This window comes from Acinetobacter sp. PFS20 (assembly GCF_052261015.1).
GTDB lineage: Bacteria > Pseudomonadota > Gammaproteobacteria > Pseudomonadales > Moraxellaceae > Acinetobacter.
The window spans coordinates 1,658,444-1,671,345 of sequence record NZ_JBPVZE010000001.1 but is presented as its reverse complement, the minus strand read 5'-3'; the positions used below and the strand labels follow the sequence as shown (position 1 = coordinate 1,671,345).

Sequence of the window (12,902 nt, the reverse complement as noted above, 5' to 3'; positions counted from 1 at the left end):
AAATCTACATTAACCCTTAACAACGAGGATGGCTACCATCACAGCTAAAGACCATGACTTTTCCTTGAATAGCCAAATTCCCATTCATCATTAAACCCATGAAACCAGTTTCACGTCCATAGTCATAGGCCGACGGAGTTGCTGTAGCAACTTGCTGTGCTGCACTATTAGCAGTCGCAGCATATGTCGGTTTTTTGAAATATGCATAATCATACATATTTGAACTTGAGCCTTGCGTTGTTGTTGAGCTAGTAAAATTATCTTGCTCAATTGATAAAGCATTGAAACCAAAGTTACGGAATAAAATCGGTTGAGCTGAGCTAAAACTAAGCTGAATAGCAGGCTTAATAATTTCAGTATTACTTTTATCAAGATATTTTAAATCAGCGCCATCCAAGCCCATTTTTTGAATATTTAAAGTTCCTTGTACACCTTTAAATACGAGCCAAAGTTTATTACCACTATCACTATTTTCAGCCCAACCACTTGGCTTAGTTGCATCTGCTTGTACAAAACGTTTGTTAATCGCTAAACCTATATGACAGAACTCAACGTTCTCACAAACACCACCACTACCATTGTCAAAGACACCGTTAACCGTCTGGTTTAAATTAAGCATTAAAGATAAATCAGCACCAGCTTGACCATTAATCGCCTGCAAAGCGTCATTATCTAAAGTTTGTAGCTCTGCATGAGTAGCGGTTGCACAAAGAGCGAGGATTAAAGTACTTATTTTTTTCATATTACGCTCCTCCTCTTATAGGCCTTTAGTTGTCAGTTTTAAATGCTGAATTAATACACCATCAATAACAGCAGAACCCATGTTGTTCGTAATCGCTGAGCTAATCTGTGCTCCAGATAACTTATAGGTATTCAAATCTGCATTTGGAGTAGTAGTAGACCAACGTCCATTGTTATAAAGTGCATCTGGTAAAGGTGTGCCAGCTGGTACAGCAAACTGAGCGCCATTCCCTGCATCAGCTAAGGTATAACCGGTATTATTTACTGTCGGGTTATAATAGGAAGTACTATCAATATTAGCCCAGTTCGCGTTCTGAGAATCAAATCTTAAACCTGACCCTGCATTGCCAGTCCAACCCGTTGCTGTACGATATTGCCAAGTATCATAACAAGTACTTAAGTTCAAAAATCCACAGCTATAGCTGCCTGCGCGGCGTTCCTGATTTTGCAATTGATAGAAGTTTTTAGTTTGCGTGATCGCAGCCACTGTGCCTGTAGGTAATTTACCAAATGAAATACCTACAGCATCTTGTGTGCTATTTCCTTTAAATGCCTCTAAAGTATTATTAGTTGCATTATAAACTGTTGAACCAATTGAAATACTGCTATGCGTCGCACTAGAGCCTTGGTAAGTTTTACCACCTAAAGTTACACTGGTACCACATTGGTAAATATTACAAGTGGAACCTAAATAACTCGTATCGGCACCACTATAATCTGTATAAATTTTCTTATAAATTTCTGGTTTATTTGGAATGCGAGCAAGTTCTAAACTAAAGTTTTTACCATCTGAGCTTAAAACTAGTGGTTGATATAAAGAACCCAAAACAAGGTTAATGTTTGGGTTATAAAGGTATAAACCTTCATTCGCATCAAAAGTTGGAGCAGGTCCACCATTAATTGCAGGTGTTACCAAATTACCTTGAGTAGTTCCAGATTCACGTGTACTCAAACGTAATACGTTATTCATAGCGCTGTCTGTGGGTGCAGTCCATGAGCCCGTTGACGTCACAGTGGTGGTCTGGCTACGAATACGATATAACCAATCCGAGCTAGGTGAACTATTACTTGGAGCGCCAGTATATTGGGTGCTATACCGATTTACCCAAGGTCCTACCGCAGACGTTGGGGTATTGGACGTAATCGTTGCTCTTAAATTGGAGGCATCGCCACTATTTAAACGAATAACTCCTGCTAAACCTAAAGTATCATTATAGAAAGGGCTCATTCCGCCAGCAGATGTCGCTCCCCCTAGTGTCTGGAAAAGCTGCAAACGACTGCCATTTAAGCTAAAGTTATTCCAAATACCTTGTAAACGAAGACGGTTCGCACGAGTTGCATCAGTACTTGTGCCAATCAAACCATTTGAGTCACCATAATTAAATTGGTCTGATGCACCATTTATTTTATTTGGATTGCGGACAAAAATATCTGTCCATAAGCCTAATTTCAGCTTATAAGCATCAATACCTGCTGTATCTTTCGTTCCAACCTCATATAAAGGGGCTTCTAAAGCTAAGTAAGTTACCTGACATGTTGGATCAGTCGCACCTGTACAATTATTTGCACTAAAATTTGGTACCGAGTTTTCAGTTGCAACTTTAAAAATCCATGGGTTAACAGCAGTACCCCAACTCGAAATTGCAGCGGCGGCATCAGTAGAAGCAATACGGGTATTTGTATCATTATCAGATTTAGAAAGTGCTAAGCCATAAAGAAAAATATCAGCTTTACCTACCGCCCGGTCACCAGAATCAATCGAGCCATTTTTATTGGTATCTGCTGCTGTCATACTTAAAGGACCAACAGGTACATAATTGATATAACCTGTATCTTTAGTACGATCAGTTAAAATCTGAGTTGAGGTTTCATTTGCACCTGCACCACGAAATACCATATAAGTATTCTGTGGCAAGATAGCAATACCTTCACCTGTAGTTTCACTCAAGCCCGCATCAGAAAGTTCTTCGAGTGCGAAACTAGGTTGGCTTATACAAAGCCCGATTAAACTTGCCAAAACGGTTTTTTGAAACCTTACCGTATAATTAAGTGTAGTCATCTTGACCTTCCTGTTTTATACGATGCCGTGCACCATATTTATTTTTCTTGAACAATCCTTGATGCTAAGTGAATCTATCCTTTTCACCTTAGACAATGAGGCAAATCTAAAAGATATTGCCAACCTTTCCACATTTCTATTATGCGGAATATTTGCACAAATGCAAAAAAAAGCATGTAAAAATTTACTTTTCCGATGAATGTAAAATAGCAATAGCTACTTTCTTTTCAAGTTAGCAGAACTTTAAGCTGCCATAACAGTTCGGAGCAAAACTCTGATTTTTTAAAACTAAATTACTCAAATTCATAGGAACATACTGACCAGTTAAATCTACAGTACTAACATCAATATTACCTAGCAAACAATTGAAAGCTAAAGTTCCACAGTCAACTGGATTAGCTGTCAAATACTGACTAACTTTACCTAAGGTTGCTTTCACCACATCATCAGTAATTACCACCTGTGATTGGGGGGTTACGTCACCAATATCAATTGGATTTGATAATTCTAACCACCAACCTGCTTGAGAAACTGACTTTGCTCCTGTCCATTGCAAATTTTGTCCTTGCAAAGAAAGAGAAGCCGCTGTGCCATTCAAATTAACTTTATGGAAGTAACCTAAATCTTCATTGACAGCAACATTTACTCCTAAGTTATTAATTGTTCCACTTAAGTTACCAGCAATCGTGATAATTAAATCAGTATCAGCTGCAATTGTACCTGACAAATTAATACCGCTCACATTAGCAGTACCAGTCAAATTCGCAGTAGTAATACGCTTTCCACTAATGACTTGAGAAGGTAAAAATAAACTGCCAGAAGCACTACTCAAGCCTAAATCATAACTAGTTGAACGGAAATTTGTATTAATAACATCAAGACCAAACAATGTTCCTTTTGCGCGCCCAGTAATTTGTGTACCTAAATTGGCTTGCGTTAATCCTGAACCTGTTGGACGGGCAACTGTGCTAACCGTACCCCCAGTTGCTTGAGTCACCATATAACCACTAAAAGAGTTAATACCATTTTTTGTAGTTGTATTTTCTGAACCAAAAGTAAGTAAGCCCTGAATAGATTCTGCACTTAATCTCACCCCAGCTACTTCACGAGTCGATGCGCTGTTAGGGTTTTTAATCGCAAATTCAATAAATGGATTAGTTAATTTTGCTGAAGAACTAGAACGACCATCATTAGTATCAGAAATACCACTTAGGCTTAAGTTATCGATATCAATATCACAGGCACCTACTCCATTAGCTCCCCCACATCCAAGCTGCAATTTTTTAATATTCGCGTTCAGTTCCAAATCAGCATCTAGACCTAATTTATAAAAACCTACGTTACTATTACTGTCACGTAGTTTTTCCAAGTTCGCAGAATCGGTAGGCGCAATATAAGACATACTCATTAAAGCTTGGCCACGAGTTGCTGATAGTTCAGCATCTGACATAGGGACTAGTGTAGAAGCAGCGTAAGCTGAAGAAAAACATAAGCTTCCGAGTGTCAAAAGTGCTACTCGAAGAGACGTAAACTGTCGCATGGCCGACCTCCATATCCGTGGGGGCATAATCCTGTTTAATTTCTTTTTATTTGGCTATCTACGTTTGATAAATATTTAACTAAAAATTATCAAAGAGAGCCTATATCCACTACATTTGCTTTTAAATTCTGTGATGCAGAACAAAAAAACAAATCAATTATTGATCATATTATATTATTTTTTACAAAAGGAAACTGTCGTTTATCATAATTCCGATAAACGCTTCTCACAAAAATTTTATTCATAAAATTGGGCCACCTAAGTGACCCATTATTTTTAAAATCTTTTCATCTAGGAAAGATTAAGTTTTAGGAAGTGTAACACCTGTTTGACCTTGGTATTTACCACCACGATCTTTATAAGATGTTTCACAGACTTCATCACTTTCAAAAAATAGCATTTGTGCTACACCTTCCCCTGCATAAATACGGGCAGGTAAATTAGTAGTGTTTGAAAATTCTAAAGTTACGTGACCTTCCCATTCAGGTTCTAACGGCGTCACGTTCACAATAATACCGCAACGAGCGTAGGTAGATTTACCTAAACATACGGTCAATACATTACGAGGAATACGGAAATATTCAATTGTACGTGCTAAAGCAAATGAGTTTGGCGGAATAATGCAAACATCAGACTCAATGTCGATAAAACTTTTATCATCAAAATTCTTTGGGTCGACAATTGCAGAATGTACGTTAGTAAAAACCTTGAATTCACGGGCACAGCGTACATCATAACCATAGCTAGAGACCCCGTAGGAAATCAACTTTTCACCATTTTGATCAAAACGGACTTGATTCTCTGCATAAGGTTCAATCATGCCGTGTTTTTCGCTCATCTCGCGAATCCAACGATCAGACTTAATAGCCATGTATTTTCTATCCAAAAGGTAATTTCATTGATTGCGACGTACTTTAACGTAAAAAAGCAATTATGAAAACAACGCTTGAGCTACTCTTCTCGATAAGAATAGCTCAGCAATACTTTTATAGGCTAAGTAAAGCAGAATAACTGATAGGAATTGAAAAACTGACTAAAACGAGTGAAGCAGTTTTTTGCAAATTGGTCTGATTTAACCACGCAACCTTCTTAGAAGCTAAAAGTGATCCCAGGAAAATCCAGAATAAGGCAATTGGCGTAATAAGCGCTAAGTAAGCCATCATATGAATCAAATAAATATGAAAATCACTCCATGCAGCCACAGGAAAAATTGCTGAAGCAAAGAGCAAGGCTTTAGGATTCAATAAGGTTGCGCAAAATAATTCACGAGTACGGATCGTAGGCTGATTTAATTCAACCTCTTGATTTGCCGTATGCCACAACTTAATGGCTAAGAAAATAATATAGCAAGCACTCAATAGCTTAAGAATAGGCGGCAGCAATGGCAATGTGGTGGACACTTTACCAATCAGCATTCCCCATGCAGAAATAGAGATCACATAGCCCAAAACTTCTGCTGGAATAAGTTTTACTGACTTCCGTAATCCTACTTGCACGCCTGAAGAAGCAAGCAAAGTGTTAGTTGGACCAGGGGTAAGTAAAATTGTGGCTACTAAGCCAATAAAAAGCCATGAAATCATTGAATGACCTCACAATATAGTCATCTCAGATTAATAGATATCCTGTTACATGGCAAAAGGTAATTGTAAGACAAAGTTTTTAAAATCATTTTTAAAATCTAAATAAAAATATTAAAAACATATACTTATAAAATTATCACAAAAAGCGATAAAGAAAACTTTACGGTCAGTTGTTATGGTTTCCAAATCGTTTCTTACTTAAGTAACATAAGTATTTTTATTTTAAGTCTATTTTTCCATCAAAAGCCTTTATAATAAAAAATATATAGTGATGGTAAGTTTAAATTTTAAGCTTTTAATAAGTTTCAATTCATATATTGTTTCTGATTTTTTTATATAGAGCACCGCGCTCTACTACTTTAATGATTATGGCAAAGCACTTTTTTCAATCTTGGCTTCCCTCGCCCGAGAAAGTTTCAAATATGAAATTTCTAAGGATTTTTGGTAAAAAGACCTTGAATCCTGTGCTTTGGTATGTCAATCGAAAATCAATTACTCGAGCTGTTTTTGTTGGGACTTTTTTTGGTTTACTGCCTATCCCTTTTCACAGTGTATTTATTGTGATGGCAGTCTTACTATTCGAAGTCAATTTACCAATTAGCTTAATGCTAGCTTGGCTTAGTAATCCACTTACTTTAGTTCCTATTCTGTATATTGGTTTTTGGTTTGGCGCACATATTTTTCATGTGCATATGATCAACAAAGAAATGCTGCTTGGGGTATTGCACCAAATTTCCCGCTGGATTACTCATTTCGGGCACGGGCACATTGATTTTAGTCTTGCTAAAATTTTGATGACGGGTCTGGTTGTCGAAGCTTTCGTATTTGCCGTTATTTTATATCTATCTACAGAAATTTTCTGGCGTTGGATGGTTATTAAGAACTGGAAAAGTAGACATCGTCATAAAAAGCAAGAAGAAGAAGTTTTATAAAGCTCCAATAATCTTCTTGCTTAAATTTAAATCATTATTTTGGTAGTTTTGATTTCATATACTCTTCGGCGACATTGAGTACATACTCTTGGCAAGCCTCTCCCGTACCTGGGTCATAAGCTCCGTTATTGGTAATATTATTAGATAAAATTCGAATTCCTAGAAAAGGAACATTCAACTGACTTGCAATTTGTGCAACTGATGCCGCTTCCATTTCCTCAACTGAAGTGCCATAACGCTGATGGAAAAATTGAATACGATCAAGTTCGTTATTCCAAACATCTGCTGAACCAATTGTCCCCTCAACCACCTCACCTTTGTCATAACGGACTTTATGTGCCGCCATTAATAGCTCTTGATCACCTTCAAATTTGCGTATTGCAATCGGTTCCGGATCAGACTCATCTGTTGGCAAAACATCAAAAGCTTCAACCCAAGTGAGTGAATTTGACCCAGCACCCAATGGCTGTTTAGGAGTTCTAAATGCACCAATATTGGTCGCATATTTTCCTAAAACAATATCGTAAACATGTAGATCTGGGTCGTGCCCACCTGCTGTTCCCTGATTAATGATCGCAATCGGTTTATAACGCTCAATAGCTAAAGCAGTTGCAGCAGCAGAATTGCTCATCCCCATACGGGTTTTAGAAATAATCATTGGAAAACCGTTATAGGTGCCCTTCCAAAATTTCCACCCACCAATTTCTTCAACAGTCTTATTCTCTAATTTTGAAGCCATTCTTTCCGATTCTACTGGCAAAGCACCCTGAATAATAATCGGCTGTAATTTCTGTTTTTGTTCCTGAACTGTTGGTGTTTGTGAAACAGAAGAGTCGTCATTATTGCATCCGACTAAAAATAAAGCGCTACATAAACTGATTACGCCAAAAGCACATTTAAATTGCATTTTTTACCCTTTCTTTTTAAAAAGTGTAAAGTAGCAATCTACATGCCAATTTCAAGTTTAGCTTTGTTATTAAAATTCAGTAATTTAATTTTTTATTTTAACCAGACAATAAAAAACCCGACTTAAAGTCGGGCTTTAATAATTTAAAAAATCCGCTTGTCATCACGTGTACGTTGAGGAATTTTTTCAATCTGTTCCCACATAACTTTAGCAATATCAATATAACTATCAGCTGCATCATCCATTGCTACAACACTTGGTTTACCCTGATCGGCATGCTCACGGATCTGAGCGTTTAAAGGTAAGCGACCTAATAATGGAATATGGTACTGTTCAGAGAGCTTATCACCGCCACCAATACCAAAAATTTGTTCTTCATGACCACAGTTAGAGCAAATATGGGTCGACATGTTCTCAACAACGCCTAATACTGGAATGCCAACCTTATTAAATAATTCAATCCCTTTTGTAGCATCCAGTAAAGCAACATTTTGTGGTGTAGTTACAATGATTGAACCAGTAACTGGAATACGCTGAGCAAGTGTAAGCTGGATATCACCAGTACCTGGTGGCATATCAATCATCAATACATCTAAATCAGGCCAAAGCGTTTGATTAAATAGTTGCATTAAAGCACCAGTTGCCTTTGGCCCACGCCATGCGACAGGTGTGTTGTTATCACCAGTTAAATGTCCAATCGATAACACTGCCATTCCATAGGCATCTAAAGGCACGAAATTTTCACTTTCTATAAGAGGTGTTTTGCCTGCATTACCTAGCATTGTCGGAATACTTGGGCCATAGATATCAGCGTCCAAAACCCCAACCTTAAGTCCCATTTTTTGCAAGGCAAGTGCTAAATTGACTGTAGTTGTCGATTTACCAACACCGCCCTTACCAGATGAAACTAAAATAACATGCTTAATACGGGGATGAAGTGGTACATCTCTTTGTTGCGGAGCAGCTTTTTGAATAGGGGGATTATTCGGATCTGGTTCTGATTTAGGTGAAGCATTTAGTACTGGAGGTAAGTTTGAACTTTCTTGTGTAGGACGCTTCTGTTGCACCACATGCAGGTTTAGTTCTTCAATACCACACTTTTCTAAAGCCATTGCTAAATCATCATGAATTTGCTGCAAGAGCTCTTTTTCATCAGGAAAAGTATTAATCGTAAGTTGTAATACACGCCCCTGAACTTGGAGCTGACTAATGCGATCTTTTAAAGCATCTTTTGAATGGGGTAGTAAATAATTTTGGAGTACGGTTTGGATTTCATCTTCTTTCACTTCTTGTGCGGGTGAAAAAACAGACTTTAGTGAAGAAAGCCAAGACATATTGTTTACTCCAAAAACAGATCATTACAGCTTAATGGAGATAGTGTAACAGTATTGGTCCGCACTCGCTCACCTTAGGATGAATAATTACTCACTTACAATCTCATCTTTTATGTGAGGAGTGCAGATTTTAGTTTAGATCAGCTTATTCAGCAGAATCATGGTTTTTCAATTTATTTAACTTATCAGTTGCTGTTTTCTTTAACTCGTCAAATTTTGCTGTTGCTTGAGTTTTTAACTCATCAAACTTTGTTGCAGCCTCATCTTTTAGCTCTGCTGCCTTAGCTTTGGCATCATCAAGTTTATGGCTTGCCTCAGTACGTAAATGATCGAACTTGTCTTGCAGAGTGTGCTGAGCATCTTCAAGTTTGCCTTTCAAATCACTTGCTTTATCTTCAACCGCCTCTTTACCAGCAGCTTGCTTCTCTTTTACATTTTCCTTTAAATCATCCAAAGCTTTTTCGCCTTGAGCTTTTGCATCTGCCGCTTTTGCCTTTAATCCGTCTACTGTATTTTCAACTGCTTCTTTACCAGCAGCTTGTTTCTCTTTTACATTTTCCTTTAAATCATCCAAAGCTTTTTCACCTTGAACTTTTGCATCTGCCGCTTTTGCCTTTAAATCATCTAATTTATTTTCAGTAGTCATCGTTGTTATCCTCTAGTTAATTAAAAAATTACCTGAATAAGTTATTAGTTATACATCGTTATGGCTTGTTTTCTGACCGTAACTGCAATTTGAAACAAAGACAATACAGGAAGATTCAAATATTTTTCGATTTGTTTATCTGTTCTAAAGAGAAATAACTGCGCAATTAAAAAACCGATTTTTACGAATACTGATTGTTGCCCAACAAAGATATTATTCCGCCACTCAAGCACAGCTCTCGCCTTGCGCTTGGGCAAAAATATTAACCTTTGCTTATCCCACCACTCCAGCTTAGCTCTCGTCTTGCAGTCGGACAAAGCGTTGCTTTGTTTTTCCTCCTTCATCAGTTAAAATCTTCCACCTTATAAATACGAATGAGAGAATGAAATCCGTGCGTAAAATTTTAGTCACTAATGCCCTTCCTTACGCTAATGGTCCAATTCATATGGGTCATTTACTCGGTTACATCCAGGCAGATATCTGGGTTCGTGCCATGCGGGCAATGGGTCATGATGTGACTTATGTATGTGCGGATGATGCTCATGGTACTGCCATCATGCTACGTGCTGAGGCAAACGGTATTAGCCCTGAGGAGCAAATTGCGAACGTTCAGAAAGAACATATTCGTGATTTTGATGGCTTCGGTGTACATTTCGATCACTATGATTCAACGCATAGCGATGCCAATAAAGCACGTTCAACAGATATCTATATTAAAAACCGTGAAGCTGGAAATATTGCAGTTCGCCCTGTAACTCAATTATTTGATCCAGAAAAAGGCATGTTCTTATCTGACCGCTTCATTAAGGGTACATGCCCAAAATGTAAATCAGAAGATCAATACGGCGACTCATGTGAAGTTTGCGGTACAACTTATAATGCGACCGAGTTACTTAACCCTCGTTCGACTTTAAGTGGTGCAACACCAGTTGAAAAATCATCAGATCACTACTTCTTCAAACTACCGAACTTTGCTGAGTATTTACAGAAATGGACCCGTGATGAAGGTCGCTTACCTGTCTCGATTGCAAACAAACTCGATGAATGGTTTGAAGCAGGTTTAACCGATTGGGATATTTCTCGTGATGCGCCTTATTTTGGTTTTGAAATTCCAGATGCGCCAAATAAATATTTCTATGTTTGGGTAGATGCGCCAATTGGTTATATGTCTAGTTTTGAAAATTACATTAAAACTAAACGCCCAGATTTAAACTTTGATGATTTTTGGAAAAAAGACAGTCAAAACGATGTTTACCATTTCATTGGTAAAGACATTGTTTATTTCCATGCATTGTTCTGGCCTGCAATGTTAGATGGTGCAAACTATCGCACTCCGACAGGCTTATTTGTAAATGGTTTCTTGACGGTGAACGGACAAAAAATGTCTAAGTCTCGCGGTACATTTATTAAAGCAGAGACTTATTTACAGCATTTGAATCCAGAATATTTACGTTACTACTTTGCTTCTAAACTTTCAGATAAGGTTGAAGACTCTGATTTAAATCTTGATGATTTTATTCAAAAAGTAAATTCTGACTTAGTCGGTAAAGTAGTCAACATTGCTAGCCGTTGCGCTAAATTTATCAACAGTAGCTTTAACAATACTTTATCTGCTGAATGTGCAGAACATGAATTGGTACAAAGCTTTATTGATGCAGGCGATTCAATCGCTAGTGCATATGAAGCACGTGAATTCTCACTAGCTATTCGTGAAATCATGGCGCTTGCTGATCGTGCAAACCAATATATTGACGAGAAAAAACCGTGGGCACTTGCTAAACAAGAAGGTCAAGAACAACAAGTTCTTGAAGTGTGCTCAGTTGGTATCAACTTATTCCGTCAATTAGCGGTGTACTTAGCTCCAGTTCTTCCAACTTTGGCTGAACAAGTTCAAAGTTTCTTAAAACTTGAGAGCTTCAATTTCGAGTCACGTAAACAAATTCTTGTAAACCATGAGATTGCACAGTTCCAACCGCTTATGCAACGTGTTGATCCAAAAGCTGTTGCTGCAATGGTGGATGCATCTAAAGAGTCTTTAGGTACTCCTGCTCCACAAGCAACTAAAGCAGCGGCGAAAAAGGACAAAGCTGCCGAGAAAAAAGCTGCCCCTGCTCCAGCAGTGGGTGAAGCTGAAATTATCGGTATCGAGGACTTCTTAAAAGTTGACTTGCGTGTTGCTCAGGTCGTGGAAGCAGGTACAGTTGAAGGTTCAGATAAATTACTTCAACTGACGTTAGACGTTGGTGAAGCTGAACCACGCAATGTATTCAGTGGCATTCGTAGCCAATACGCGCCAGAAGATTTAAAAGGTAAATTGGTTGTCATGGTTGCTAACCTTGCACCACGTAAAATGCGTTTTGGCATTTCAAATGGAATGGTACTTGCTGCTGGAAATGGTGAAGGTATTTTCATTATTTCTCCAGATAACGGTGCAAAACCAGGCGATAAAGTTTCTTAATCAGCCTTAATAAAAAAGCTTCCTAAATTGGAAGCTTTTTTATTTTAGAAATATCAAAACTGAGTGAATTAAAATATTAAATAAATTTAGAAAGCGAGTACTTTCAAATTATGACCACGGCCACCCTTCACAAGGGTTATTAAATAAAACATGTATGTTTCCTAACTCCTCATTTGTTAAATAACCGTTCTTATTTTCATCTAGATAATGAAATAGCTCTGTTTGCTTATTTTCGCCTTGAAAACGTTTATCACTGGGCCAGTTGTAAGGATAGAAATCTTCAACACGTTGAAATTCTTTTAGGCTATACATGCCATCATGATTTAAATCATATTTTTCCTGAAAAAGCTTCCAATCTAAAGAAGCAGGCTCACATGCATTTACCATATTCAAAATACAGTAAGCTGCACATCCAGCAAGTAACTTAATAGTTAGCTTGCTCATGATTATTCACTTGTATATCGGAAATTTTATAATCCTTTTCATGAACCGGAGTACCCACAATACTCATGGTCCGCTCACTTGCTGGCTGTTGCTTGCTCATTGTTCTCATCTCACATCCTGTAGTTAAGATGAGAAAAACTACAGAAATGCTCACCATTAGTTTTTTCATAACGTGATCCTCATTTCTTTTTGTTTTATTTATTAAGTTACCACTTTTGAAGTGTTTAAGTGCTAAAAAAGATATTTCAATTTGTATATATT

Annotated in this window: 13 protein-coding genes; 2 read left to right on the top strand and 11 right to left on the bottom strand. The window is 37.6% G+C overall.

All coding sequences use genetic code 11. The features are described 5' to 3' along the window. Nucleotides 1-16: 16 nt before the first annotated feature. The 5 genes from ACS125_RS07900 to ACS125_RS07880 form a co-directional block, all read right to left on the bottom strand. Nucleotides 17-742, bottom strand: a complete 726-nt coding sequence (locus ACS125_RS07900; protein WP_174727999.1) for a DUF6160 family protein — start codon at nucleotides 740-742, stop codon at nucleotides 17-19. Nucleotides 743-757: 15 nt separating this feature from the next. Next, nucleotides 758-2,800: a hypothetical protein gene (locus ACS125_RS07895; RefSeq protein ID WP_443271400.1), complete on the bottom strand. Its 2,043-nt coding sequence runs from the start codon at nucleotides 2,798-2,800 to the stop codon at nucleotides 758-760. 232 nt (nucleotides 2,801-3,032) lie between these two features. Continuing rightward, entirely contained in the window at nucleotides 3,033-4,340 is a 1,308-nt protein-coding gene (locus ACS125_RS07890; protein WP_443271398.1) for a hypothetical protein, read from the bottom strand. A gap of 301 nt (nucleotides 4,341-4,641) precedes the next feature. Further along, a complete protein-coding gene (gene dcd / locus ACS125_RS07885) occupies nucleotides 4,642-5,211 on the bottom strand; it encodes a dCTP deaminase (RefSeq protein ID WP_004794269.1) in 570 nt (189 codons plus the stop codon). Nucleotides 5,212-5,326: 115 nt separating this feature from the next. Next, on the bottom strand, nucleotides 5,327-5,920 hold the full coding sequence (locus tag ACS125_RS07880) for a LysE family translocator (protein WP_005048718.1): 594 nt from the start codon (nucleotides 5,918-5,920) through the stop codon (nucleotides 5,327-5,329). 362 nt (nucleotides 5,921-6,282) lie between these two features. Here ACS125_RS07880 and ACS125_RS07875 point away from each other — a divergent pair, with 362 nt between their 5' ends. Then, nucleotides 6,283-6,852 (top strand): DUF2062 domain-containing protein, encoded by a 570-nt coding sequence (locus tag ACS125_RS07875; protein WP_003653419.1) that lies wholly within the window; start codon nucleotides 6,283-6,285, stop codon nucleotides 6,850-6,852. Between the two features lie 34 nt (nucleotides 6,853-6,886). On the opposite strand, the gene ACS125_RS07870 is transcribed toward ACS125_RS07875, so the two are convergent. From ACS125_RS07870 to ACS125_RS07855, 4 genes are all read right to left on the bottom strand, one after another. Beyond that, a complete protein-coding gene (locus tag ACS125_RS07870; RefSeq protein WP_174729937.1) occupies nucleotides 6,887-7,759 on the bottom strand; it encodes a 5'-methylthioadenosine/S-adenosylhomocysteine nucleosidase in 873 nt (290 codons plus the stop codon). Between the two features lie 143 nt (nucleotides 7,760-7,902). Continuing rightward, nucleotides 7,903-9,093: an iron-sulfur cluster carrier protein ApbC gene (gene apbC / locus ACS125_RS07865; RefSeq protein ID WP_443271395.1), complete on the bottom strand. Its 1,191-nt coding sequence runs from the start codon at nucleotides 9,091-9,093 to the stop codon at nucleotides 7,903-7,905. Nucleotides 9,094-9,238: 145 nt separating this feature from the next. Then, nucleotides 9,239-9,739: a hypothetical protein gene (locus tag ACS125_RS07860; protein WP_443271393.1), complete on the bottom strand. Its 501-nt coding sequence runs from the start codon at nucleotides 9,737-9,739 to the stop codon at nucleotides 9,239-9,241. Between the two features lie 44 nt (nucleotides 9,740-9,783). Then, complete coding sequence (locus tag ACS125_RS07855) at nucleotides 9,784-10,083, bottom strand: hypothetical protein (RefSeq protein WP_443271391.1); 300 nt, start codon at nucleotides 10,081-10,083, stop codon at nucleotides 9,784-9,786. A 47-nt stretch (nucleotides 10,084-10,130) separates the two neighbouring features. Here ACS125_RS07855 and metG point away from each other — a divergent pair, with 47 nt between their 5' ends. Next, a complete protein-coding gene (gene metG / locus ACS125_RS07850) occupies nucleotides 10,131-12,197 on the top strand; it encodes a methionine--tRNA ligase (protein ID WP_174741599.1) in 2,067 nt (688 codons plus the stop codon). Between the two features lie 108 nt (nucleotides 12,198-12,305). Here metG and ACS125_RS07845 read toward each other — a convergent pair whose 3' ends face one another. Beyond that, the gene (locus tag ACS125_RS07845) at nucleotides 12,306-12,641 is read right to left on the bottom strand and encodes a calcium-binding protein (protein WP_443271389.1); all 336 of its coding nucleotides are present in this window, start codon (nucleotides 12,639-12,641) and stop codon (nucleotides 12,306-12,308) included. After that, nucleotides 12,622-12,810, bottom strand: a complete 189-nt coding sequence (locus tag ACS125_RS07840) for an NF038215 family lipoprotein (RefSeq protein WP_004794284.1) — start codon at nucleotides 12,808-12,810, stop codon at nucleotides 12,622-12,624. The genes ACS125_RS07845 and ACS125_RS07840 overlap by 20 nt, the downstream gene beginning before the upstream one ends. Nucleotides 12,811-12,902: the final 92 nt, after the last annotated feature.

Coding starts and splice junctions, on each gene's coding strand:
- ACS125_RS07900 (WP_174727999.1), bottom strand. CDS start 742: ATGAAAAAAATAAGTACTTTAATCCTCGCTCTTTGTGCAACCGCTACT.
- ACS125_RS07895 (WP_443271400.1), bottom strand. CDS start 2,800: ATGACTACACTTAATTATACGGTAAGGTTTCAAAAAACCGTTTTGGCA.
- ACS125_RS07890 (WP_443271398.1), bottom strand. CDS start 4,340: ATGCGACAGTTTACGTCTCTTCGAGTAGCACTTTTGACACTCGGAAGC.
- dcd (WP_004794269.1), bottom strand. CDS start 5,211: ATGGCTATTAAGTCTGATCGTTGGATTCGCGAGATGAGCGAAAAACAC.
- ACS125_RS07880 (WP_005048718.1), bottom strand. CDS start 5,920: ATGATTTCATGGCTTTTTATTGGCTTAGTAGCCACAATTTTACTTACC.
- ACS125_RS07875 (WP_003653419.1), top strand. CDS start 6,283: ATGATTATGGCAAAGCACTTTTTTCAATCTTGGCTTCCCTCGCCCGAG.
- ACS125_RS07870 (WP_174729937.1), bottom strand. CDS start 7,759: ATGCAATTTAAATGTGCTTTTGGCGTAATCAGTTTATGTAGCGCTTTA.
- apbC (WP_443271395.1), bottom strand. CDS start 9,093: ATGTCTTGGCTTTCTTCACTAAAGTCTGTTTTTTCACCCGCACAAGAA.
- ACS125_RS07860 (WP_443271393.1), bottom strand. CDS start 9,739: ATGACTACTGAAAATAAATTAGATGATTTAAAGGCAAAAGCGGCAGAT.
- ACS125_RS07855 (WP_443271391.1), bottom strand. CDS start 10,083: ATGAAGGAGGAAAAACAAAGCAACGCTTTGTCCGACTGCAAGACGAGA.
- ACS125_RS07845 (WP_443271389.1), bottom strand. CDS start 12,641: ATGAGCAAGCTAACTATTAAGTTACTTGCTGGATGTGCAGCTTACTGT.
- ACS125_RS07840 (WP_004794284.1), bottom strand. CDS start 12,810: ATGAAAAAACTAATGGTGAGCATTTCTGTAGTTTTTCTCATCTTAACT.